General features: G+C 69.1%; 22 protein-coding genes and 1 pseudogene. 18 read left to right on the forward strand and 5 right to left on the reverse strand.

Annotation, left to right across the window (positions count from 1 at the left end; translation table 11 throughout):
* Positions 1-6 precede the first annotated feature (6 nt).
* The 9 genes from AB0B61_RS40930 to AB0B61_RS40970 all read left to right on the forward strand — a co-directional run bounded on the left by AB0B61_RS40930 (position 7) and on the right by AB0B61_RS40970 (position 7499).
* On the forward strand, positions 7-603 hold the full coding sequence (locus tag AB0B61_RS40930; RefSeq protein ID WP_358444152.1) for an AAA family ATPase: 597 nt from the start codon (positions 7-9) through the stop codon (positions 601-603).
* Positions 604-615: 12 nt separating this feature from the next.
* The gene (locus AB0B61_RS40935) at positions 616-867 is read left to right on the forward strand and encodes a hypothetical protein (protein WP_358444154.1); all 252 of its coding nucleotides are present in this window, start codon (positions 616-618) and stop codon (positions 865-867) included.
* A gap of 341 nt (positions 868-1208) precedes the next feature.
* The gene (locus AB0B61_RS40940) at positions 1209-2102 is read left to right on the forward strand and encodes a TIGR01777 family oxidoreductase (protein ID WP_358444157.1); all 894 of its coding nucleotides are present in this window, start codon (positions 1209-1211) and stop codon (positions 2100-2102) included.
* A gap of 14 nt (positions 2103-2116) precedes the next feature.
* Positions 2117-2890, forward strand: a complete 774-nt coding sequence (locus AB0B61_RS40945; RefSeq protein ID WP_358444160.1) for a peptidase E — start codon at positions 2117-2119, stop codon at positions 2888-2890.
* Between the two features lie 38 nt (positions 2891-2928).
* The gene (gene lipB / locus AB0B61_RS40950) at positions 2929-3621 is read left to right on the forward strand and encodes a lipoyl(octanoyl) transferase LipB (RefSeq protein WP_358444163.1); all 693 of its coding nucleotides are present in this window, start codon (positions 2929-2931) and stop codon (positions 3619-3621) included.
* 71 nt (positions 3622-3692) lie between these two features.
* Positions 3693-4730 carry a hypothetical protein gene (locus tag AB0B61_RS40955; protein WP_358444165.1) on the forward strand — a complete coding sequence of 346 codons (1038 nt, stop codon included), beginning with the start codon at positions 3693-3695 and terminating at the stop codon, positions 4728-4730.
* Between the two features lie 87 nt (positions 4731-4817).
* Positions 4818-5747: a lipoyl synthase gene (gene lipA / locus AB0B61_RS40960; protein WP_358444168.1), complete on the forward strand. Its 930-nt coding sequence runs from the start codon at positions 4818-4820 to the stop codon at positions 5745-5747.
* A 286-nt stretch (positions 5748-6033) separates the two neighbouring features.
* Entirely contained in the window at positions 6034-6714 is a 681-nt protein-coding gene (locus tag AB0B61_RS40965) for a DUF4191 domain-containing protein (RefSeq protein ID WP_357640112.1), read from the forward strand.
* Between the two features lie 20 nt (positions 6715-6734).
* The gene (locus AB0B61_RS40970; protein WP_358444171.1) at positions 6735-7499 is read left to right on the forward strand and encodes a class I SAM-dependent methyltransferase; all 765 of its coding nucleotides are present in this window, start codon (positions 6735-6737) and stop codon (positions 7497-7499) included.
* Positions 7500-7599: 100 nt separating this feature from the next.
* On the opposite strand, the gene AB0B61_RS40975 is transcribed toward AB0B61_RS40970, so the two are convergent.
* From AB0B61_RS40975 to AB0B61_RS40990, 4 genes are all read right to left on the reverse strand, one after another.
* On the reverse strand, positions 7600-8538 hold the full coding sequence (locus AB0B61_RS40975; protein ID WP_358444174.1) for a hypothetical protein: 939 nt from the start codon (positions 8536-8538) through the stop codon (positions 7600-7602).
* Between the two features lie 12 nt (positions 8539-8550).
* The gene (locus AB0B61_RS40980) at positions 8551-9171 is read right to left on the reverse strand and encodes a TetR family transcriptional regulator (protein ID WP_358444177.1); all 621 of its coding nucleotides are present in this window, start codon (positions 9169-9171) and stop codon (positions 8551-8553) included.
* Positions 9172-9229: 58 nt separating this feature from the next.
* The gene (locus AB0B61_RS40985) at positions 9230-13546 is read right to left on the reverse strand and encodes a GH92 family glycosyl hydrolase (protein WP_358444180.1); all 4317 of its coding nucleotides are present in this window, start codon (positions 13544-13546) and stop codon (positions 9230-9232) included.
* 63 nt (positions 13547-13609) lie between these two features.
* On the reverse strand, positions 13610-14071 hold the full coding sequence (locus AB0B61_RS40990; protein WP_358188393.1) for an RDD family protein: 462 nt from the start codon (positions 14069-14071) through the stop codon (positions 13610-13612).
* Between the two features lie 88 nt (positions 14072-14159).
* On the opposite strand from AB0B61_RS40990, the gene AB0B61_RS40995 reads away from it, so the two are divergent.
* The 6 genes and pseudogenes from AB0B61_RS40995 to AB0B61_RS41020 all read left to right on the forward strand — a co-directional run bounded on the left by AB0B61_RS40995 (position 14160) and on the right by AB0B61_RS41020 (position 20287).
* Complete coding sequence (locus tag AB0B61_RS40995; RefSeq protein ID WP_358444183.1) at positions 14160-15245, forward strand: hypothetical protein; 1086 nt, start codon at positions 14160-14162, stop codon at positions 15243-15245.
* Between the two features lie 95 nt (positions 15246-15340).
* Complete coding sequence (glnA, locus tag AB0B61_RS41000; RefSeq protein ID WP_358444186.1) at positions 15341-16765, forward strand: type I glutamate--ammonia ligase; 1425 nt, start codon at positions 15341-15343, stop codon at positions 16763-16765.
* 120 nt (positions 16766-16885) lie between these two features.
* Positions 16886-17776 carry an RNA polymerase sigma factor SigJ gene (gene sigJ / locus AB0B61_RS41005; protein ID WP_358444189.1) on the forward strand — a complete coding sequence of 297 codons (891 nt, stop codon included), beginning with the start codon at positions 16886-16888 and terminating at the stop codon, positions 17774-17776.
* A 63-nt stretch (positions 17777-17839) separates the two neighbouring features.
* Entirely contained in the window at positions 17840-18586 is a 747-nt protein-coding gene (locus AB0B61_RS41010) for an NAD(P)H-binding protein (protein ID WP_358444192.1), read from the forward strand.
* The gene (locus tag AB0B61_RS41015; RefSeq protein WP_358444195.1) at positions 18583-18981 is read left to right on the forward strand and encodes a hypothetical protein; all 399 of its coding nucleotides are present in this window, start codon (positions 18583-18585) and stop codon (positions 18979-18981) included. Before AB0B61_RS41010 ends, AB0B61_RS41015 begins: the two co-directional genes overlap by 4 nt.
* Positions 18982-19088: 107 nt before the next feature.
* Positions 19089-20287, forward strand: a pseudogene (locus tag AB0B61_RS41020) (IS30 family transposase).
* A 22-nt stretch (positions 20288-20309) separates the two neighbouring features.
* Here the strand turns inward: AB0B61_RS41020 and AB0B61_RS41025 are convergent.
* On the reverse strand, positions 20310-20609 hold the full coding sequence (locus AB0B61_RS41025; RefSeq protein WP_358444198.1) for a hypothetical protein: 300 nt from the start codon (positions 20607-20609) through the stop codon (positions 20310-20312).
* A gap of 281 nt (positions 20610-20890) precedes the next feature.
* On the opposite strand from AB0B61_RS41025, the gene AB0B61_RS41030 reads away from it, so the two are divergent.
* From AB0B61_RS41030 to AB0B61_RS41040, 3 genes are read left to right on the forward strand one after another with little or no spacing between them, the layout of a single operon-like run.
* A complete protein-coding gene (locus tag AB0B61_RS41030) occupies positions 20891-21541 on the forward strand; it encodes a TetR family transcriptional regulator (RefSeq protein ID WP_358207667.1) in 651 nt (216 codons plus the stop codon).
* Between the two features lie 33 nt (positions 21542-21574).
* Positions 21575-22507: an ABC transporter ATP-binding protein gene (locus AB0B61_RS41035; RefSeq protein ID WP_358444201.1), complete on the forward strand. Its 933-nt coding sequence runs from the start codon at positions 21575-21577 to the stop codon at positions 22505-22507.
* Positions 22504-24114: an ABC transporter permease gene (locus tag AB0B61_RS41040; protein ID WP_358444204.1), complete on the forward strand. Its 1611-nt coding sequence runs from the start codon at positions 22504-22506 to the stop codon at positions 24112-24114. Before AB0B61_RS41035 ends, AB0B61_RS41040 begins: the two co-directional genes overlap by 4 nt.
* Positions 24115-24122: the final 8 nt, after the last annotated feature.

Here is a 24122-nt window from a genome sequence, read left to right on the forward strand (position 1 = left end):
AAGCCGGTGGAAGATCAACCGGCCGGTGGGCTCGCGCCTCTGTACCTGCTCACGGGCGCTCCTGGCGCGGGAAAGACGACCTTGCTGCCGTACCTGCTGCGGGCGGCGGGCGGGTTGGTCGTGATGGACATGGACGAGCTGCTCGAGGACGGCGCGCTGCTCGGGGTACCCATCGCGGAGCCGCAGGCCGCTCCTGTGTGGCCCGCGTACGACCGGATGTGGACGCGCATCGTGACCATGGTGCGGCGGGCGGGGACTCCAGTGCTGTTACTGTGCCCGATCCCCGATCCTCACGAGCTCGCTTCGGAGGGGCGGTGGGGCGGGCCGGTCCATTGGGCCTTGCTGGACTGTCCCGATGAGGTACGAGAGGACCGGCTGCGGACGCGCGACCTGGGGCGGGAGTGGATCGAGGAGGCCATCGAGGGCGCGATTGAGGACGCCGCGCAGGGCCGGGCGCTGATCCCAGTGGTGTTCCTCTCCGGGACCTCCGGGGCTTCCGGGACCTCCGGGGGTGAGGAAGGGGGCGGGGACGTCGCCAGTCTAGCGTCGCGGATCCTCTCATGGACGCGCTCCGGGACCACGACGGCCGGCGCGGCTTCGTGAGGCGCTGACGGCGTGCGGATCGCGCTTCTGGGTGAGCTAGAGGTACGCGACGCGCAAGTGGCAATGGGCCGCCCCGCCGAGTCGCTGATTGCGTTCCAGCGCTCCGCGAGCATCCAGCGACGCCTTGGTGACCGCAGTCGTGAAGCACGGGCACTGGATGGCACCGGTGAGGCTTATCGCGAGCTCGGCGCCCCCTTGAGGCGCTCGACTTCCATCGTGCGGCAGCGGCCATCCACCGCGAGCTCGGCGATCCATGGCAACTGAGCGTTGCGCTGTACAACATAATGCTGGCGATCAGGAGCGCTGAGCCGGGCGAGGACATTTCTGAACAGCCCTTCGGACGGCCATTCGGCTAATTGACGGGCGTTGGCCACCGGTCGCTCTCGCCTGAGAACCGCGATGCAGGCTTTGGGCGAAGCGCGTGGCGGAGCCGCATCTCAGGGAACTGCCCGAGCGAAGCGAGGACCGACGCGGGGGCGGGCGCCAGCCCGCCTGGCAGGGCGAGCGAGCGAAGCGAGCACCTTCGATCGGGGCGGGCATCAGACGGCCGACACTCCAGACGGGTAACGGGTGGGGGCGGGAGGCCTCCGGCGTAGTGTGGGGGTATGGCGATCATCGTTACGGGGGCGTCCGGGCTGCTCGGGGGGCCGTTGGTGGACGCGCTGCAGGGGCAGGGGCAGCGGGTTGTCCGGATGGTGCGACGGCCTCCGGAGAGCGATGAGGAGGCTTACTGGGAGCCTCGGGACGATGTGATCGATCTTTCGGTGCTCGAAGGGGCCGAAGGAGTCGTACATCTGGCCGGAGCGCCCATCGCCGACAAGCGCTGGAGTGAGGCGTACAAGCGCGAGCTGGTGCAAAGCCGGGTCGACGGGACTCGGGTGCTCGTCAACGCGTTGCGGCAGCTGTCCCGGCCGCCTGAGGTGCTCGTGTCGGCCTCGGGGGTGGATTTCTACGGTGATACCGGGGATCGGGTCATCGATGAGTCTCAGGGGAAGGGCACCGGGTTTCTGGCTGATCTGTGCGAGCTCTGGGAAGGTACGGCCAGGGCCGCCGAGGAGATCGGTGTCCGGACCGCGCAATTGCGTACCGGGCTCGTCTTGAGCGGGCGGGGTGGAGCGCTTGGGCGGATGCTGCCCATTTTCAAGATGGGGCTCGGCGCGCCGCTCGGGAGTGGGAAGCAGTACTGGTCCTGGATATCCGAGGACGACTGGGTGCAGGCAGTACTACATATCCTGAAAAATCGGGAATTGGTGGGGGCGGTTAATCTGACTTCGCCCAATCCTGTGAGCAATGCGGAGTTCACCACCACGCTCGGGAAAGCCCTGCGTAAGGGCACCGTGCCGATGCCCGTCCCGGCCTTCGCGCTGAGCATCGGCCTGGGAGAGTTCGCGCGGGAAGGGCTGTTGCCCAGCCACCGGATTCTGCCCGGGAAACTGTCCGGCAGCGGCTACGGATTCACCCATAGCCATCTCGACGAGGCCTTGAGCGACATAATCTAGCGCCATATTCTTAGGTGCTGTTCATCCTTTACCACGCGGGAGATACCAACATGATCAGGTCGGGCCAGTCGCACATTCTTGCCATCGGCGGTGGGTCGTTCCGCCCGACGGCGCGTCACGGTTTTCTGGAGGCGAGCCCGCTGCTGCGCTACGGCCTCGACCTGACCGGCCAGGACCGGCCGAAGCTGGGGCTGGTCGCCACCGCGATGGGCGACGACGCCGACTGGCTGCTGAAGATGTACGGCGCCTTCGCCGGATGGGACGTCGAGCTGAGCCATCTGACGGTGTTCCCGATGCCCAATGTCAAGGATCCCCGGGCGTGGATGCTCGAGCAGGACATGATCTATGTCAGCGGTGGCAGCGTGGCCAACCTGGCGGCCCTGTGGCGGCTGCACGGCTACGACGAGGCGTTCGAGGAGGCGTGGCGGTCGGGCGTGGTGCTGTCCGGGCAGAGCGCGGGCGCGCTGTGCTGGCACGTCGGCGGCAACACCGACTCCTTCGGCCCCGAGCTCAACGTGTGGGCCGACGGCCTGGCCTTCCTGCCCTACTCGTGCGGAGTCCACTACAACTCCGAGCCGCAACGCCGGCAGCTGCTGCACCAGTCGGTGGCCAGCGGCGAGCTGCCCGAGGGCTACGCCGCCGACGAGGGCGTGGCGCTGCACTACGTGGGCACCGATTTCATTCAGGCCGTAACCACCGATCCAGCCGGATACGCCTACAAAGTCGAGCATGACGGGGCCGAGGGGGCAAAGGAGTTCCGGATCGAGCCTCGGTTGCTGGCTTCCTGAATTACCCTGGATGGGTGAGGGAACGGCACAATGGACCCATGCGCCCCAAGCACGGGGTCGACCCCCACGCATTGGCCATCGTCCGTCTCGGTGTCGACGTCCCCTACGAGCAGGCTTGGCAGCTGCAACGCTGGGTGCACGGCAAACGGGTGGCCCGGGAGCTGACCGACACGGTCCTGCTCCTTGAGCACGCGCCCGTCTACACGGCGGGCAAGCGCACCGCCCCGCACGAACGCCCCTCCGACGGCACCCCCGTGATCGACGTCGACCGCGGGGGCCGCATCACTTGGCACGGTCCCGGCCAGCTCGTCGCCTACCCGATCGTCGAGATCGACGACGTGACCCGCTACATCTGCCGGCTCGAAGACGCGATGATCCAGATCTGTGCGGACTTCGGCGTCACGGCCAGGCGGATACCGGGCTGGGCCGGGGTCTGGGCCGCGGGCGACACCAGCCTCGGCCTGCCCGACCGCCAGCTCGGCGCCGTGGCCATCCGCGTCTCACGCGGCGTCACGATGCACGGCTTCGCCCTCAACTGCGCCAATGATCCGCGGTGGTTCAGCCGGATCGTCCCCTGCGGCATCCCGGACGTGGGCGTCTCCTCGCTGTCCGCCGAGACGGGCAGGCGGATCGTGGTCGAGGAGGTCATGCCGATCGCCGAGAAACGGCTGGCCGAAGCGCTGGGCCTGGAGCCGTACGACCTGCACGAGGAAGACCTCATGCGCCGCTGACGCACGGCCGGTCGCCGAATCGCGGTGAAATCTGGCATTCGCCTGCTTACGATCGGCCTGTGAAGCGATCTGTGAAACAGTCTGCGACGTGGCTCGCGGCTCTGGTACTCGCTCTCGTCGTGCACACCCTGACGCTGGCCTTCGTCGTGCTCGGCGGATGGACGATCGTGGTCAACGCCCGGTTCGCCGTGGCGTGGGCGCTCGGCGCCCTGCTGATCGCCATCGGGTGGATGCTGCGGCCGCGCCTCGGTCGCCTGCCCGCCGACGCCGAGGTCCTCGACCCCTCCTCGGCCCGGCAGGTGTACGGCATGGCGGAGCGGGTGGCCGACCGGATCGGCGTCAAGCGTCCCCAGAAGGTGGCGGTCAGGGATCTGGTCCTGGGCACCACGTACGCGCGCACCGGCCCGCTCAGGGTGCCCGTGCTGGTCATCGGCCTGCCCTCGTGGCTGGCTCTGTCGCCGCGGCAACGGGTCGCGCTGCTGGCCAGGGCGTACGCGGAGCTGCCGAGCGGCGGCGAGCTCATCGTGGACGGCGCGCTGTCGACGCTGGGCGCATGGCGGGAGGCGCTCATCGGAGCGGCACCGCTGCGTGCGCGCGAGGCGGCCCACACGCAGATGGCGTCGCTCGGCGTTCTGGACTCCAGGAGCACCGGCTACGAGGCGGTCAGCTTCCTGGGCCGGATCGTCGGGCGGGTGCTCGGCGGCCCGGTGCTGCTCACCGAGTACTGCCTCAAACGGCTGACCCGCTCCGACGACGCCCGCAGGCAGGAAAGGCGGCAGGCGAGGGCCCTGCGTGTCCTCACGGCCGAGGAACTGGCCGAGATCGACGGGCTGCTGGCCAGCGGCAGGTACGTCGCCCCCATGCAGGCGGCGGCCCTGCGCGGCGAGAGCGTGGCGTCGATCAGGCAGACCGCGTTGCTGGCCCCCGACCGCGTCCGCGCCACCGCACCCGGCTCCGCGCTGGCCGGCCCGGAGCTGCCCGGCCTGGAGCTGCCCGGGTCCGTGCTGTCCAGCTCGGAGCTGCTCGGCTCGGCCGAGTCGGACCGGATCGACGACGAACTGCTCCGCCACTACACCCGCGCCATCCCCGGCTTCGGCCTGGTCATCTGAGCCGGCCGAATCACCGGAATCATCCGATGACCCTGGGAATGACGCCCCTGGGAGTGGGACAGGTTGGGCGAGACGTAAGCTGGGTCGGTGACCGTTGCTCCTGAAGGCCGAAAGCTCCTCCGCCTGGAGGTGCGCAACGCCGAAACCCCTATCGAGCGCAAGCCCCCGTGGATCAAGACCAAGCTGAAGACGGGCCCCGAATACACCGAGCTCAAATCGCTCGTGCGCCGGGAGGGCCTGCACACGGTCTGTGAAGAGGCGGGCTGCCCCAATATCTACGAGTGCTGGGAAGACCGCGAGGCGACGTTCCTCATCGGCGGCGACCAGTGCACGCGCCGCTGCGACTTCTGCCAGATCGACACCGGCAAGCCCAAGGAGTACGACCGGGACGAGCCGCGTCGCGTGGCCGAGTCGGTCGAGCAGATGGGCCTGCGCTACGCCACGGTGACCGGCGTGGCCCGCGACGACCTGCCCGACGGCGGCGCCTGGCTCTACGCCGAGACCGCGCGGCAGATCCACGCGCTGCTGCCCGGCTGCGGGGTCGAGCTGCTGGTGCCCGACTTCAACGGCGACCGCGGGCAGCTGGAAGAGGTGTTCTCGGCCAAGCCCGAGGTGTTCGCGCACAATGTCGAGACCGTGCCGCGGATCTTCAAGCGCATCCGGCCCGCGTTCCGCTATGATCGCTCGCTCGGCGTGATCACGACGGCCCGTGAGGCCGGGCTGGTCACCAAGTCCAACCTGATCCTGGGCATGGGCGAGACGCGCGAGGAGGTCGTGGAGGCGATGCGCGACCTGCACGCCGCCGGCACCGACCTGCTGACGATCACCCAATACCTGCGCCCGACGCCCCGCCACCACCCGGTCGAGCGCTGGGTCAAACCGGAGGAGTTCGTCGAGCTCCAGGCGGAGGCCGAGGCGATCGGCTTCGCGGGCGTCCTGTCGGGCCCGCTCGTCCGCTCCTCCTACCGCGCCGGCAAGCTCTACAAGCAGGCCATCGAGGCTCGCCAGAGCGCCTGACGTCCCCTGGGCCGCCTCCACCACGGAGGCGGCCTGGCTTCGCCATGGAGGCGACCGGGCTCGCCATGGAGGCGACCGCGCAATACCGGTTTGGTAACGCACGTAGGCCGGGGTCTCACCGTCTCGTCACGGCGCCCGGCCCCGCATCACCGGAGGAGCGTGCCCCTGGACAGGGCCCGGCCCTGTACGGCGGGTGGGGCCCACCGTGCTCTGCCGTAAAAGAAAAACCCCAGAACGACCAGATGCGTTTTCGTATCCCGCTCGGTTGGTTTGTATTCTTCGGAGCATGGCAAAGTCCGAGGACCCAGAGAAGCCGGGACGCATCAAGCAGTTCCGCATGATCGCGCAGATCATCAAGCAGGCCAACCCCAAGGGGTTGCCGATCGTCTTCCTTTCGGCGGTCGGCACGCTGGCTGTGATCGTCGTGATCGGGCTGGTCACGGACTATCTGTGGTATTCGGTGTTCCTCGGCGTGCTCGCCGCGCTCACCGTCGGCCTCGTGGTGTTCGGGCAGCTGGCCCAGCGCGCCCAGTATTCGATCCTGCACGGCCAGACCGGCGCCGCCGCCGCGGTCCTGCAGGGCATGCGGGGCAATTGGCAGGTCACCCCGGCCATCGCGGTCAACCGTGACCAGGACCTGATCCACCTCGTGATCGGGTTCCCGGGGGTCGTGCTGGTGTCCGAGGGGCCCGGCAACCGGGTGGCCAAGATGCTCGCGGCCGAGAAGAAGCGGGTCGCGCGGGTGGTGCTGGGCGTCGAGATCTACGACATCCAGTGCGGTGACGGCGAGGGGCAGGTGCCGCTGGGCAAGCTCCAGCGCCACATCATGAAGCTGCCGCGCAACCTCAAGAAGCCCGCGGTCAACGAGGTCAAGGACCGCTTGCGCTCACTCCCCAAGAACATGCCGATGCCCAAGGGCCCGATGCCCAAGGGCGCTCGCGTTCCGCGCGGCCCCAAGATGCGCTAGTGCCTGCGGGGAGCGCACCGATGCTGTCGGACTCCTCGCGGGCCAACCGCGGCTGGTGGGACGGCAACGCCGACGACTACCAGGTCGAACACGGCGAGTTCCTGCGGGACACCGGCTTCGTCTGGTGCCCGGAGGGCGTCGACGAGGCCGAGGCGCACCTGCTGGGCGACGTACACGGCCGGCGGGTCCTGGAGATGGGCTGTGGCGCGGCTCAGTGCGCGCGGTGGCTGGTCGGGCAGGGGGCCGAGGTCGCCGCGTTCGACCTGTCGCACCGGCAGTTGCGCCACTCGCAGCGGATCGACCTCGACACCGGCCTGCACGTCCCTGTGGTGCAGGCCGACGCCGAGGTGCTCCCGTTCGCCGGCGGGTCGTTCGATCTGGCGTGCTCGGCGTTCGGGGCGCTGCCGTTCGTGGCCGATCCGCTGGCGGTGTTCCGGGAGGTGGGCCGGGTGCTCAGGCCGGGCGGGCGGTTCGTGTTCTCGGTCAGCCATCCGATCCGGTGGGCGTTCCCCGACGATCCGGGGCCGCGCGGGCTGACCTCCGACCGGTCCTACTTCGACCGTTCGCCCTATGTCGAGACGGACGAGTACGGCACGCCCACCTACGTCGAGCACCATCGGACGATGGGCGACTGGATCGGCTTGATCGTCGCCTCAGGGCTGACCGTGACGGGCCTGCTGGAGCCCGAATGGCCGGAAGGCCACGACCGGGTGTGGGGCGGCTGGAGCCCGCTGCGCGGCAAGCACATCCCGGGCACCGCCATCTTCACCTGCACCCGCCACTGACCCACCGCGCCTCCGCCGGCCCGCCACACGGACTCGCGCGACCAACCGGCCGCCCAGCCTGGCACGCGGACCTTCGCGCGACCGACCGGCCGCGCGGGGTTCAGGCGCGCCCGTACCGGGCCGCCATCGCGTGGAAGGCCGCCTTGGGCTCCCAGCGGGTCTCGTCGAGCATCCGGACCACCCCGTACGCGCCCAGGTCGGCGTCGCCGGACCGGTTGTAGGAGGCGAAGGTGAACCACAGGGCCGTGTCGACGCCCTCCTGCTCGAAGACGTCGAGCAGCTCGTTCAGATAGCGGACCTGCTCACCCTCGTCGCGCTTGGCGCCGTCGGGCACGTCCCAGGCCATGCCCCCGCGCTCCCCCGCCCCCGTGTAGGCACAGGTGCCGAACTCGGTCACCACGACGGGCTTGCCGTGCTTGAAGTGGCCGCGCAGCTCCTCCACGAAGCTCCCGGCGTTGTAGGCGGCCCGGTAGGCGTCCACGCCGACCAGGTCGAACGGCGTCCAGTCGACGAACTCCCACGGCCCGGAGGCGTACGTGATCCGCCCCCCGAACAGCGGCCGCACCGTCTCGGTGACCTCCCCGAGGAAGCCGTTGAAGCGCCCCATGATCGCGCCCAGCGACTGCCACCACTCCATGTCGGCCGACATCATCGCCCGCATGCGCTCCATGTAGTCGGCACCGGGCATGAACCCGTCGCAGAAGGCGCTGGTCTCGCAGCCAGTGACCAGCACCACCTCGGCGCCGCCGCGCCGGACGACCTCGGCTCGTTCGGCGCAGTCGGCGTAGAGGGGGATCACCTGTTCCGGCGTGAGGTCGACGGGGAACGGCGCGAACCAGACCTCCAGCCCGGCCGCGGCGGCCTGCTCGGCCGCCACGCTCAGCCGCTCCGGGTCGCCGCCGGACACGCGTACGGCCGCGCAGTGCAGCTCGTCGGCGATCACCCGCATCTCGCGTCCGACCGTCTCGGCGTCGAACGCCGTCCGGGACCGGCTCTCGCCCGGCAGAAACCCGGTGTCATAGTTGATGCCTTTTTTCACAGAAATATCCCCTTATTGGTCTGTAAAGCCGTTCGCCAGGAGGTCGAAGGCGAGCTCGACGTCGTCCGCCAGCCGGCCGCCCGCCTCAGCGATGGGCATCCCCTCGACGAGCCGCTGGAAGAACCCCTCCTGCACCGTCGTGAGCACGGCCGTGATCTGCGCGGCCATGAGCTGGTCCCGCAGCTCGCACGACCCGTCCGGCATCCCCCGCGCACTGGCCAGAGCGGCGGCCAGCTCGTACCGCTGCCCCGCCTGGGTCTGGTGCAGCCCCGCCATCAGCGCCGGGCTGGCCGAGATCACCCAGGCCCGGGTGAGCAGGCCCTCGACGTCGACCCCCTCCGTGCCCTCGGCGGCGAACGCCCGGTAGTGCTCGCGCAGCGCATCGAGCGGCGCCTGTCCCGGCCGCCGCTCGTTGACGATCTTCGCCGTGTCCTCCTTGACCACGTCGAGGACCAGGCTCTCCTTGGTCGGGAAGTAGGTGAACAGCGTGACCTTCGCGACCCCGGCCGCCTCGGCGATCTCGTTGACCGTCACGGCCTCGTAGCCCCGCTCGGCGAACATCCGCAGCGCCACCTCGGCGATCCGCCGCCGGGTCTGCTCCTTCTTCTTCTCCCTGAGCCCCGCCATCATCATGGGGACAGCATAAACCTTACCGGGTTCAATATCGAACCCGGTAAGGTTTTTTATCGCGCTAGAGACCCTTGCACTGGCCGGCCGACGGCCCCAAGACCGTGTTGGACAGGCCATTCGCCGTCGGCGCCGGGGAGTTGCCCGTGCAGGTCAGCGGCCCCTTGACCGTGCTGGCCGCGATCAGCGGCCCGCTGTCGCCGACCAGCGTGACCGGGCCGCCCACCACCGACTTCTCCACGGACAGCTCCTTCACCGAGGTCGCCGTGAGCGGCCCGCCCACGGAGGTGTCCACCAGGACCAACCGCCCGGCGCCCACCGCCGTGACCGGGCCGCCGACCGTGGCGGACCGGGCGATCAGCGAGGCGCCCTGCCGGACGACGACGGGGCCGGTCACGTTCGCGCCCGCCGCCAGGCAGGTCACGCCGGAGCCGACCGTGAGCGGGCCGCCGTGGGTGTCGGTGACGGTTCGGGTGCAGGCCGGATCCGGTACCGCCAGCAGTTCCAGCTCGGCCAGTGTGCCGGAGACGGTGAGGCGGTACTGGGCGTACCGTCCGGGACGGGCGATCTTGAACGGCCGGGTCTGGCGCGCCTGGCCGAACGTCTGGCCGTCCCGCTGGTCGATGACCGTCCAGGCCGTACCGTCGTAGGAGCCCTCGAGCTTCCACGACGTGGGGCCGGTGGCCGCCGAGGTGAGGGTGTAGAAGCTCACCAGATCCCGCGTGCCAGCCTGAAGAGTGATATTTCCGGAAATGGTGGCTGTTGTTGCCGAGGTGTCGTCCGACAGCGCCGCCGGGCCCCCGGTGACCGGGATGTCGCGCATCGGGCGCGGCATCTCGTCGTCGGGCGTGATCGACTCCGGCGGCTCGCCCCATGTGGACGGCTTGGACCCCATCGCGAAGTCCAGTACGCCCCCACCGGCCAGCACGTCGTGCGGCAGCGCGGTGGACGTCCACGCCTTGCCGTTCACCTTGAGGCCCTGGACGTAGACGTTCTCGGCGCTGTTGGCCGGGGCATTGATCACCAGGTCCTTGCCGCTGGGCAGGTGCACGGTGGCCTTGGTGAACAGCGGCGAGCCGATCGCGTAGTCCTGGCTGCCGGCCTGGAGCGGGTAGAAGCCGAGGGCGCTGAAGACGTACCAGGCGGACATCTCGCCGTTGTCCTCGTCGCCCGGATAGCCCTGGCCGATCTCGCTGCCCAGATAGAGCCGCGACAGCGCCTCCCTGACCTTGGCCTGCGCCTTCCACGGCTGCCCCGCGTGGTCGTACATGTAGATGATGTGGTGCGAGGGCTGGTTGCTGTGGCCGTACTGGCCCATGCGGACGTCCCTGGCCTCGCGCATCTCGTGGATCACGCCGTTGTACGAACCGGGGAACGTGGCCGTCTCCTGGTCGGCGAAGAACGCGTCGAGCTTCTTGGCCAGGCCCGCGCGCCCGCCGTAGAGGGCGGCGAGTCCGGTGCCGTCCTGGGGCGCGTGGAAGGCCATGTTCCAGCCGTCGGTCTCGGTGTAGTCGTAGCCCCAGACGCGGGGGTCGTAGTCGGCCTTGGTACGGCGCCACTTGCCCGTGGAGTCGCGGCCCTGGAAGAAGCCCACCTCCGGGTCGAACATGTTGACGTAGTTCAGGGCCCTGTTACGGAAATATTCGGACTCCTCCAGATAGCGGGCCTTCTCCGCGCCGGTGGCGTCCTTGGCCAGGGCCGCGGCCATGGTCGAGATGCCGAAGTCGTTGATATATCCGTCCATGGCCCAGGACAGGCCCTCGCCTACCTCGTTCAGGGCGGTGTACCCGCGGAAGATCGAGGTCTGCAGCCCCTTGCGCCCGACGGCCGGGTTCGTCGGCACCACGGTGGCGTTCTTCACCGCCGCCGCGTACGCCGACTTGGCGTCGAAGCCGCGCACGCCCTTGCTGTAGGCGTCGGCGAAGGCCACGTCCGAACTGGTGCCCACCATGAGGTCGGCGTAGCCGGGCGAGGACCACCGGGCGATCCAGCCGGCGTCGCGATACTGCTGGACGAACCCGTCGATCAGCTCGCCCGCCTCGGGAGCCAGCAGCGAGTAGGCGGGCCAGGTCGTCCGGTAGGTGTCCCAGAAGCCGTTGTTGACGTAGATCTTGCCGTCCACGATCTTGGCGCCGGTCTGGGTGGGGGTGTCAGGCCCGTTCCTGGCCGATACCGGGCTGGCGTACTTGTAGGCGGGCGTCGCGGCCGTACCGGTGTTCTCGAAGCCCGAGTTCGGATAGAGGAAGAGCCGGTACAGGTTCGAGTACAGCGTCGTGAGCTGGTCGGGCGTGGCGCCCTCGACCTCGACGGTGCCCAGCTTGTCCTCCCAGGCGCGCAGGGCCCGCGCCTTGACCTCCTCGAACGTGCCGTTCTCCAGCTCCAGGTTGCGCTTGGCCTGCGCCACGCCGAGGAAGGAGGTGGCGATGCGCATCGTGACCTGCTTGGCGGAGAAGGCGACATAGCCCGTCACGTTGTCGCGGCCCGCGCCGGTCAGCTTGCCGCCGCCGGTGGGCTGCTGGTCGAAGACCGCGTAGACGTACATCCGGGTGGCGCCCGCCGACAGGCCGCTGCGCGTGTCGGTGAAGCCGGTGACGACGCCCTGGTCGATGGTCAGCCCGCCGTCGTTGTTGTAGTTGTCGAAGATCAGGCTGCCGCCGTCACCGGGGAAGGTGAAGCGGAACACGGCCGCGTGGTCGGCGGGCGCGATCTCCGTACGGATGCCGTTGAGCAGGTCGACCCCGTAGTAGTACGGCCTGGCGGTCTCGCCCGAGTGCAGGAACGGCGTGGCCCTGGCGACCCGGTCCGGGTTCGGCTTGGCCAGCAGCGACGGCATGACCTGGAAGGACTGCCGGTCCCCCATCCAGGGGCTCGGCTCGTGACTGGCGGCGAACGCCTGGATGGTCGGGACGTTGTCAGCGTTGCCGTTGCGGTGATACTCGTACAGCCACGAGTTCGACCCGGAGCCCGTCATCGGCGTCCAGAAGTTGAACCCGTGCGGCACCGCCGTGGCCGGGAAGTTGTTACCTCGTGAGAAGCCGCCGGTCGACTGGGTGCCGCGCGTCGTCACCACGTGGTCGGCCAGGCTCTTGACCTGCTGCGGCTTGGCGTTGACGAGCGTGATGTCGTCCACCCAGCCCTTGAACGGCAGCGGCCCGGCCGGCGCGTCGAAGGCGATCAGGATGCGCTTGATCCGCTTGCCCTTGGCGACGTCGCCGATGCGGGAGCGCTGGAAGTTCCACTGGTCGGCGTAGAGGGTCTTGGACTCGCCCTGCGCCCGCGGCGTCAGCTTGACCCCGTGCTGGTCGTCGGCCTTGAGGTCGCTGAGGTAGGTGCCGTCGGAAAAGGCCAGGTCCACGCTCGCGTACGTACTGGGGTAGCTCAGCGCGGCCCCGGCGAACTCGGGGAACAGCACGTACGACAGCTCGGTGTCGGCTGTGACCTCGATGTCGGTCTCGAACACCTTGTTGGCCGAGTGGCCGCCGCCGCTGGTGGTCGTACTGCCGGAGTAGCGCAGCGCCTTGAGGCCCGTGTAGCCGGCGCGGGGCTTGGCGGTGTAGCCGCTGCCGGGGCCGGGGCCGATCAGGCTGCGCATGTCGGAGGGCGGCTTCGGGGCGGTGTCGCCGTCCGAGAGCTGCAGCTCAGCGAGCTGGACGATCGCGCCCGAGCCGATCCGCGTGAGGTTGAGCCGGTAGTAGAGGTAGGAGGCCGGGTGCGCGACGTCGAACTCGCGGGTCTTCAGCCGGGCGTCGAACACCTCTCCCGCCCGCGTGTCCACGGCCGTCCAGCTCTGCCCGTCCGCCGACCCCTCCAGGGCCCAGTCACGCGGGTCGCGCTGGGCGGCGTCGTTGGCGGAGGCCATGGCGTACCGGGTGACCGCGATCGGCTTGGACAGCTTCACCGACACCCAGCCCGTGCCGGTGAACGCCAGCCACTTGGTGTTGACGTCCCCGTCGAACAAGTTCTCCTTCACCTCGCCCGAGGGGGTGTTCTCGCCGCTGGCCGCGATGTCGACGACCTCGTCGGTGATGTTGCCCGGGATGCCGCCGGTGGTGCTGCCGGTGATCCCCTCGGCCTTCCTGCCCTCGTCGACCGTGTTGAGCCAGGCCGGCTGCGGGTCACCGGTCTCGAGGGAGGAGTAGAAGAGCGCCCCTGGCGGGGCGGTCCGTACGGCGGTCTCCCGTTTGGCGCCCGGAGGCGGCGTCACCTCCTCGATGGGCGCCGGCTGCGTGGGCGCCGCCGAAGGCGCGTCCGACGGCAGCGGCGTCGGCGCTGGATCGGTCATTGCTGGTGACGTCGGCGGATCGGCCGTCGCCACCCCGGATAACCCGGCGAATCCCAGTACAGCCGCGGTCGCCACGACCGCAAGACGTGCTCTCCGCATGTCGCCCTCCTGACAACGTTGTCAACAGCAGACTCCGCGAAGACAACGTTGTCAATGGACGTTTCACATACGCACGACGACCGTGTTGGAGGCGCGGTCGTGCAGCCCCCGGTGGTCGCGATCCCAGATGAGCGCGGGCACGGCCAGGCAGAGCAGCACCGTACGCGCCAGCACGGGCACCAGCCGGGGGCTGCCACCGTCCATCGCGGCCACCCTGATCCCCGCGAGCCGATGCCCGAACGTCTGCCCCATGAACCCGACGAGCAGGATGTACTGGATCGCGAACACCACCACGGGCGCCCACGGCGACTCCGCCGGATTCATCCGCAGCACGAGCTGGACCACGACCCAGGTGCAGATCATCCAGTCGATGACCAGCCCGGCGATGCGCCGCCCCCACCCGGCGACGGCGCCGCTCCCCTGCTCCGGCAGCCCGAGGCGCTCACCCGGGTAGCCGAGATCGACCCCCGCCGCCCTCACACCGCCCAGCCAGGTCTGCGTCCACCGAGGCTCATTCCCGCTCATACCCCCAACGGTATCCGGCGGGCGGCTCGGTCGGGATCGTGACCCAACCGCGCCACAAAGATCACCTTTCTCCCTCATCATGTACGCCATGCCGAACGGGGATGATTTAGACGCGCGCTTCAACGAGCTCGTCGCGCAGATCGACGAGGAAGAGCGACGCAGGATGCGCGCGGCGGCCAGCAGGGGAGCCAGGGCGCCGCGATCGGACAAGGCCACCCGGCCACGGCGAGCGGGGCGGGGCCTGCTCGCGGCCGGTCTGGTGGCCGCGGTGATCGGCGGCGCGACCGTGATCGTCGCCGCCCGTCCCGACCTGCTGACGCCGCAGGCGGGAAGTACGGGACCGGTCCCGGAGGAGACCCAACCGGTCATGGCGGCCCCGGAGGCGACCGGCGCCGAGACCGCGGCGCCGGAGCCGGAGCCGACCGGCACGGAGGCGGCGGCCCTGGGAGAGGAGACCGCGACGGACCCGTTCGCGGGCTCCCCTGCCGAGAAGTACGCGGAGGGGGCGGCGGGCTTCGTGATGCCGAAGGCGAAGTCGCTGGGCCGGCTGTCAAAGAAGGAGGTCGCGAAGGCACTGGACCGTACTCGCGATCTCCTGGCCGCGGCCTATCTCGACCGTAAGACGCTCGTGGGCGGCAAGCCGAAGGCGTTCATCGAGCGCCTCGACGCGCGTCAGCGCGGCTGGTACCGAGACCAGCTCGACGTCAAACAGACGAAGAAGCCGCGCTTCGACGGCCGCTACTGGGTCAACAGCTTCGCCCCGAAGACGGCCGAGCTGGCCACCGGCGTCATCAAAGTGCGCGGCGGGAGCACCGTCAAGAAGCTGGCGAAGTACGGTCGCGAGGGCGCCGAGGTAAAGGTCAAGTACCTCGTCGTCTACGCCGTGCAGCGGCCAGGCCAGCCCGGAACGGTCTTGCGCTTCGTCTCCCGCGTCGAGGGCCAGGTGCTGGTCTACCGCGAGTCGGGGCGGCTGGTCACGTGGGTCAGGAACTGGGGCAGGCAGACCGGGACGCCCGGGCGATGCGACGTGAAGGATGCCTTCATCCACCCGGCCTACCGGGACTCGGCGCCGGACAAAACGTCGGTGCGAGCCACCGACCCGCCCACCGATCCCTACGATCTCGACCGCGATCTTCCGCGAGACAAGAAATGTCACCGGTCGAGACGGACCTGAGCCCGCTTAACATGTGCGAAACAATCGAGACACCGATCGGAAACGGCCGCGACCTAACCTCGGCCTGATAGTCATGTCCCCAGGGAGGTTCGAGAGTGTTCAACTCCGCCGACGACGTCCTGAAGTTCATCAGTGACGAAGGGGTGCAGTTCGTCGATGTCAGGTTCACCGACCTGCCGGGGACGACGCACCACTTCACCTTCCCGGTAGAGAACTTCGGCGCCAACGTCTTCACCGATGGGCTCATGTTCGACGGCTCGTCGATCCGCGGCTTCCAGGCCATCCACGAGTCGGACATGCTGCTGCTGCCCGACCCATCCAGCGCCGTGCTCGACCCGTTCCGTCAGCACAAGACGCTCAACATAAACTTCTTCGTGCACGACCCGCTGACCGGCGAGGCCTACAGCCGCGACCCGCGCAACGTCGCCCGCAAGGCGGAGGAATACCTCAAGGGCACCGGCATCGCCGACACCGTCTACTTCGGGCCCGAGGCGGAGTTCTACATCTTCGACGACGTCCGCTTCGAGACGCGGCAGAACGCCGGCTATTACTACATCGACTCCATCGAGGGCGCCTGGAACACCGGCAAGGCCACCGAAGGCGGCAACCTCGGCTACAAGCCCCGCTACAAGGGCGGATACTTCCCGGTCCCGCCGATGGACCACTTCACGGACCTGCGCTCGGAGATGGTGCGCAACCTCATCGAGGCCGGCATCGACGTCGAGATGCAGCACCACGAGGTCGGCACGGCCGGTCAGGCGGAGATCGACTTCAGGTTCGGCACGCTGCTCAAGACGGCCGACAACCTGATGCTCTACAAGTACGTCATCAAGAGCACCGCCCTCGAATACGGCCACACGGTCACGTTCATGCCCAAGCCGATCTTCGGCGACAACGGCTCCGGCATGCACTGCCACCAGTCGCTGTGGAAGGACGGCTCGCCGCTCTTCTACGACGAGGTCGGCTACGCGGGCCTGTCCGACACGGCCCGCTACTACATCGGCGGCCTGCTCAGGCACGCCCCGTCGCTGCTGGCGTTCACCAACCCGACGGTCAACTCCTACCACCGTCTGGTGCCCGGCTACGAGGCCCCGGTCAACCTGGTCTACTCGCAGCGCAACCGCTCGGCCTGCGTCCGCATCCCGATCACGGGGTCCAACCCGAAGGCCAAGCGCATCGAGTTCCGCGTGCCGGACCCGTCGTGCAACCCGTACTTCGCCTTCTCGGCCATGCTGATGGCCGGTCTCGACGGCATCCGCAACAAGATCGAGCCGCCGGAGCCCGTCGACAAGGACCTCTACGAGCTGCCTCCGGAGGAGGCCCGCCAGGTGCCGCAGGTGCCCGGCTCGCTCCCCGAGGTCCTCGCCGCGTTGGAGGCCGACCACGACTACCTGCTGGAGGGCGGCGTCTTCACGCCTGACCTGATCGAGACGTGGGTGGCGTACAAGCGCGAGAACGAGGTCGACCCGATCCGGCTGCGGCCGCACCCGCACGAGTTCGAGCTTTACTACGACATCTAGCAGTCCGACCAGAACAGCCCGGAACCGACAGTCGGTTCCGGGCTGTTCCGCGTACAGAGGCTGTTCCGCGTACAGAGGTCGAATATCGGCCCGGCTCGGTGGCCTGGAAGGCTGGCGGGCGTGACTGGTGACGCGGTTGAGGAGTTCGAGCGGCACCGCTCGACCCTGTTCGGGCTGGCCTACCGAATGCTGGGTTCGGCCGAGGAGGCCGAGGACGTGGTCCAGGACACCTTCCTTCGCTGGCACCACCGGGCGGCTGTCGAATCGCCGTGGGCCTGGCTGGCCAAGGTGGCGACCAACCTGTGCGTGAACCGGTTGACGTCGGCGCGTGCCCGCCGGGTGAGCTATGTCGGTCCGTGGCTGCCTGAGCCGGTGCTGACCGCGGACGGCGCTCTGGGACCGCTGGACAGTGCCGAACAGCGAGACTTCGTCTCCTTGGCCTTCCTGACCTTGCTGGAACGGCTCAACCCCGTGGAGCGCGCGGTGTTCGTGCTCCGTGAGGCCTTCGACTACAGCCATCGCCAGGTGGCCGAGGTCATCGATTCCTCCGAGGCGAACTCCCGGCAGCTGTACCGGCGCGCTCGCCTGCGACTCACCGACGCTCCTGGGAGCGCCGAGCGCCCGGTGGACCGGGCTCACCACCGTGACCTGGTGAAAGGCTTCCTGGCGGCCGCGGAGGATGGGGATCTTCCAGGGCTGGAGAAGCTGCTGGCCCACGACGTGACCGTATGGGTGGACAGCGGCGGCAGGATCAGCGCCGCCAGGCGACCTGTCTTCGGCGCCAACCGGGTGGCGCGCTATCTGGTCGGCGCATCGCGCACCACCGGTCAGCGGATCCGGCTGTCGATCGCGGAGCTGAACGGCACTCCCGGCCTGCTGGCCCTGGCCGGTGAGCAGCTGATCGGCGTGCTGGTGCCGGAGACTGCGGGCGGCCTGATCAGCGAGATTCGCATCATCGCCAATCCCGCCAAACTTCGGTTGTCACGTCGGGAAGGTCTGTCCGGTTCTTAATGGGTGCACCTGACAGCCGCGCGCGGCCATCGGCCTCGCGCTCTTCCACGAGAGTTGCCACCCATGACAGATCCGATCCTGGTGACGGGCGGTACCGGCCGGCTCGGCCGTAGGTTGGTTCCACGGCTTCTGGCCGCCGGCCACGCCGTACGCGTGCTGAGCCGCAAGCCGCCGCGCGACGAGATGATGTGCCGCGGCGACCTGATCACCGATGAGGGACTTGAGGATGCGGCCTCCGATACCGGCACGATCATCCACTGCGCGACCGGTAATGGCCGCGCGGATCAGGACGCCACCCGCAATCTCGTCCGGGCGGCCATGCGAACCGGTCGCCCGCACCTGATCTACGTGTCCATCGTCGGCATCGATCGAGTTGACATCTCCTACTATCGGGCGAAGCTGGCGTGTGAGCGGCTCCTGGAAGAGTCCGGGCTGCCGTTGACGATCCAGCGCACCACCCAGTTCCACGAGCTCATCGTCTGGATGTGCGCGATCCAGCGACGGCTGCCGGTGATCATGATGCCCGCCGGGGTCAGCTTTCAGCCCGTCGACACCGGCGAGGTGGCCGCCCGCTTGACCGACCTGGCCGAGGCGCTACCGGCGGGCCGGGCACCGGACATGGGCGGGCCTGAGGTGCGTACTGCGGCCGATCTGGCCCGCGCCTACGCTCACGCGCGGTCCAGCCGCCGGCTGGTGGTGTCGATGCCGCTGCCGGGAATCGGGAGAATGCGCGACTTTCGGGAGGGGAGCCACCTGGCTCCCGACCATGCCGTCGGGCAGATCACCTTCGAGCAGTTCCTCACCGCATGAGCGCGCGCATCTGGCTCCGCGCGGGCCTGGCGTTCCTGGCCGCGACACAGTTCGCCGTGGGCTGCTGGGCGCTGTTCTTCCCTCGCTCGTTCTTCGACATCCCGTTCGTGGGGATGCGCATGCCGTACAACGCGCATCTGATGATGGACTACGGCGCGATGAGCCTGGCGACGGCGGTGCCGCTGGGGGTAAGCTTCTTCGTCGTACGGCGCGGCATGGTCCGCACGGCGCTTGCCGTGTACGTGGTGTTCGCCGTGCCGCACCTGGCGATCCACGTGCGACTGCTGCACCATCTGACGCCTGGAGAGCGCGTGCCGTTGCTGCTCGCGCTTTCGGCGGCGGCCGTGATCCCGCTGGCCCTGTGGCCGCTCACCAGCAGGCTCCAAGAGACCTGAATCACGCGTTCGACCTCTACGACGACATCTAGTCGACCAGAACGGCCCGGAAACCTACCAACATTCCCTTCTAGTGGTCGTCACAACACCCCAGATGAGGGGATGCGATGGACTTCGAGATTCGGGAGGACCGGGAACGCAGTCGGGGCCGCAGAGCGCTGTCCCACGAGCGGGCAGCATACTTGCGGCTCGTGCAGCAGGGCTTGAGCAACAAGGAGGCATGCCGGATCGTCGGCATCAACCTCCGGACCGGACGACGATGGCGTAACGGACGCAATCCGACCGACAAGAACGTGGGGGCGCTACCGATCACATCGGCGGCGCCCCCGGCCGTGCGTGGCCGCTACCTGCACGAGACTGAGCGGATCCACATTGCCGACCGGGTGCGGGAGAATGCCTCAATCCGAGAGATCGCGCGCGAGCTCGGCCACGCGCCCTCCACCATCAGCCGCGAGATCCGCCGCAACGGCCACCCCAGCTACGGCCAGTAGCAGCCGCACGCGGCCCAGGCCGGAGCCGACGCGCGCAGCCTCGCCCCAAATCCGGCAAGATCGAGCAGAACCCCGAGTTACGGGCATACATTCAAGAGCACCTGCACAAGCGCTGGAGCCCGGAGCAGATCGTCCAGAGCCTGCGCCAGACCTTTCCCGAGCGGGTGGAGATGCATGCGTGCCACGAGACCGTCTACCAGGCGCTCTACGTTCAAGGCCGAGGCGAGCTGCGCCGCGACCTGACCCGAGCGCTGCGCACCGGTCGCGCCGTGCGCAAGCCCCGTCGTCTGGCCCAGCAGCGCCAGCCCCGCTACAGCACGCCCATGGTCATGATCAGCGAGCGCCCTGCCGAGGCCGACGACCGGGCCGTGCCCGGCCACTGGGAGGGTGACTGCATCATCGGCCAGAACGGCAGATCGGCCATCGGCACCCTCGTCGAGCGCAGCACCCGCCACGTGATGCTCATCCACCTCCCGCACGGCCGCAACGCCGCACTGATGCGCGAGGCTCTCACCCGGACCATCGCGACCCTGCCACGCCACCTGCTGCGATCACTCACCTGGGACCAGGGATCAGAAAGGGGCTCCCACGGCGCCTTCACCCTCGCAGCCGACATCCCGGTCTACTTCTGCGACCCGGCCAGTCCATGGCAGCGAGACTCCAACGAAAACACCAACGGCCTGCTGCGCCAGTACTTCCCTAAGGGCACAGACCTGTCCGTCCACACCCGCGACCAGCTCGACGCCGCCGCTGAATTGAACTCCAGACCTCGGAAGACGCTCGGCTGGGACACACCGGCTGAACCTCTCACGTAGCTCCTAGCAACCTGCGCGTGATCTAGTCGGCGACCATTGGTGCCGCCTTCGCTGCGACAATCTCGGCGACCTGTCTCGGAGTGAGTGCAGAAGAGTCGATAACCTGCGCTTGGCGGCCGAGCCAGGGCAGAGCCTCGTGATACTTCGGAACGTGATCCAGCCGCCATTTCGACCCCGGGCCCTTGGCGTCGGTTTCGATGCGGCGGGTCAAGGTTTCTTGATCGGTGTGCAGCAGGAAGTGATGGAGGGGAACGCCAGCCTTCTCCAGGCCGGTTCGGATCGAGCGACACGAACAGAAAGAGTCGAACTCCCAGCAGCCCACCGACTGCGACCATCAGCCTGCCGTACTCGACGCAGCCGCGTAACCCCTGAGAGATTTACGCAGATGACCACTTAGCCCCGGGCGGCGTGCTGGTCAGCTACGCCTCCATGGGCCGGCCAGGACACGTGCTGGCCGACACTGTCCGCGGCGCGCTGCGCAACAGAATGCCGAACCTGCTGCCTGGCAAGCGCACGGCCCTCTGCACGCTGCCCTGGGAGATCTCCGCGGACCGTTCTGACCCCGGTTGCCATAGCGATGAACATATGTTTACTATAGTAAACGTGTGTTCATCACCTTCGGCGGATCTGACCGCCCAGGCCAAGATCCGTAACGCCGCCATCGCGCACTTCGCCCGCGACGGCTTCCAGAAGACGAACCTGCGCGCCATCGCGGCCACCGCGGGGGTGAGCGCCGCCCTGGTCATCCGGCACTTCGGCAGCAAGGACAACCTGCGGAGCGTCTGCGACGAGCACGTCCTGCAGATCCTGGTGAGGAGGGCCCGGACTGCGGCTGACCTGGTCGGCGTGCGGGATCTGTCCCAGGAATACCTGTCGGGCTCGGAGGAGTACCGCCTCCATGTGCAGTACATGGTGCGCGCGATCGAGGAGGACTCCTCCGCGGCCACGACGTTCGTCAACACGCTGGTGGAGGAGACCGAGCAGCTCTTCCGGGACGGGATCGCCGGCGGCTCGATGCGCCAGTCCTCCGACGTGCGGGCGCTGGCCGTGCTCACCGTGCTGGTGAGCCTGGCCACGCTGACCATGGCGCCGCCCCTGACCCGCGCGCTCGGCTTCGAGCGGATGGGCCCCGACGTGCTGCGGCGCATCGGGCTGCCCATGCTCGAGATCTACACCCACGGCTTGTACGCCGACGACACCATGCTCAAAGCCGCCCAGACCGCCTGGGAGGCCCATCAGGGAGACGATCTCTAGCCCTCTCCCCATCACCACACAAGGACATCCATGATGACTGAGACTGATGCCATTTCCATGGCCGGATTGGTCAAGTCGTTCGGCCCGGCACGGGCACTGAACGGCCTCGACCTCGTCGTACGGACCGGCGAGGTGCACGGCTTCCTCGGGCCCAACGGGGCGGGCAAGAGCACCACGATCCGGATCCTGCTGGGCCTGATGCGCCCCGACGCGGGCGCCGCCCGGCTGCTCGGCGGCGACCCCTGGACACAGACCGCTGAGCTGCACCGCCGCCTGGCCTACGTGCCTGGCGACGTCACCCTGTGGCCCGGCCTGTCCGGCGGTGAGGCCATCGACCTGCTCGGCCGGCTGCGCGGCGGGCTTGACCGGCGGCGCCGGGACGAGCTGATCGAGCGCTTCGACCTCGACCCGCGTAAGAAGGGCCGCACCTACTCCAAGGGCAACCGCCAGAAGGTGGCCCTGGTCGCGGCTCTGGCCTCCGACGCCGAGCTGCTCATCCTCGACGAGCCCACCTCCGGCCTGGACCCGCTGATGGAGGAGGTCTTCCGGCAAACGGTCCAGGAAGTGCGGCGCGCGGGTGACCGTACGGTGCTGCTGTCCAGCCACATCCTCTCCGAGGTCGAGGCGCTGTGCGACCGCGTCACGATCATCCGCGACGGCCGTACCGTCGAAACCGGCACCATGGCCGAGCTGCGGCACCTCACCCGCACCTCCATCGACGCCGAACTGGCCGCCCCACCGGACGGGCTGGCCGGCCTGCCGGGTGTGCACGGCCTGCGCGCCGACGGCGGCCGGGTACGCTTCAGCGTCGACGCCGCCGCGCTGGACCTCGCACTTCGCCACCTCACCCAGGCCGGCGTGCGCAGCCTGGTCAGCCAGCCTCCGACGCTGGAGGAGCTGTTCCTGCGGCACTACCACCGCGCGACCGCGAACGTCAAGGGCCGGCACGCGGAGGCAGGACGATGAACGCGTTCGCCGGCACGGGAAAGCTCATCCGCGTGGTGCTGCGGCGCGATCGTGTGCTGCTGCCGCTGTGGGTGGCCTTCATCTGCATGATCCCGGTGGTGTTCGTCGGCGCGTTCACCGGCGCGTACCCCACGGCCGAGGCCCGTCAGCACTACTACGAGACCAGCGTCCACACCAGGGCCTTCACCATCGCCTACGGCGTGCTGAACGGCTCCAGCCTCGGCGAGCTCGTCGCCTGGCGGTCGGGGTTCGTGACGTTCATGGTCGCGCTGTTCGCGCTGCTCACGGTCATCCGGCACACGCGTACGGAAGAAGAGGCCGGACGGGGCGAACTGGTCGGGGCGACCGCGGTGGCGCGGCACGCGAACCTGGCCGCCACTCTGATCGTCACCTGCGGGGCCGCCCTCGTCCTGGGCGTGGCCTCGGCGCTGGCGCTGATCGGCCGGGGCCTGCCCGCCGCCGGCTCCCTGGCGCTCGGACTCGGGTTCACGGTGGCCGCCTGCGCGTTCGCCTCGATCGGCGCGGTGACGGCGCAGCTCACGACCGGCGCGGGCGGCGCGCGCGCCATCGGGATCAGCACGCTCGGCGCCGCGATCCTGCTGCGCGGCGTCGGCGACGTCGCCGCGCAGTCCGGTGACGGGCCTGCCTGGGTGTCCTGGATGACGCCGCTCGGCTGGGCGGAGGCGCTGCGGCCCTACAGCGGCGAACGCTGGTGGGTGCTCGCGCTCGCGGCCGGCGCCGTGCTGGCGCTGATCGTGCTGGCCGTGGCGCTGTCGGATCGGCGCGACCTCGGCGCCGGCATGTTCCAGGCCCGCCTGGGCCCGGCCGCCGCCGGACCCCGCCTGCGCAGCCCGCTGGCGCTGGCCTGGCGGCTGCACCGCGGGCCGCTGATCAGCAGGATCGCCGGACTCGCCGTGGTCGGGCTCGTGGGCGGCGCGATGTCGGCGAGCCTTGGGACGCTGATGGACAACGGCGGCGCCGCGGCCCGAGAGGCGCTGGCCCGGCTCGGCGGTCCCGGCACGCTCGTCGACCAGTTCCTCGCCCCCATGATGACCATGCTCGGCCTGGTCAGCGCCTGCTTCGCCATCCAGGCCGCGCTGCTGCTCAGGAACGAAGAGCGCGACGGGCGGGCCGAGCCCCTGCTGGCCACCCCGGTGCGCCGGCTGCGCTGGGCGGGCAGCCACTTCGCGTTCATACTGCTCGGCCCGGCGCTCGGGTTGATCGCCTTCGGGACGGCCGCCGGTCTGGCGCACGGACTCAACACCGGCGACGTCGCCCGTGAGCTGTCCCGCCTCCTAGCCGCCGCTCTCGTGCAACTCCCTGTGGTGTGGGTGTTCACCGGGGTCGCGTTCGCGCTGTTCGGGCTCCTGCCTCGGCTGGTCGCCGGCACGTTCGCGGTGGCCATGGTGAGCATGTTGTTCGGCTGGGTCGGCCTGGAGTTGCAGCTCGACCAGTGGGTCATCGACCTGTCGGTCTTCGAGCACGTACCGAAGCTTCCCGGCGGGGTCATGACGGCCACCCCACTGATCGTCATGACCGCCGTCGCGGCGGCCCTCGTCGCGGCCGGCCTGGCCGGATTCACCCGACGCGACATGCCCACCATCTGAGCCTGGAG

The sequence above is a fragment of the Nonomuraea sp. NPDC049158 genome (genome assembly GCF_040648335.1).
Lineage (GTDB): Bacteria > Actinomycetota > Actinomycetes > Streptosporangiales > Streptosporangiaceae > Nonomuraea.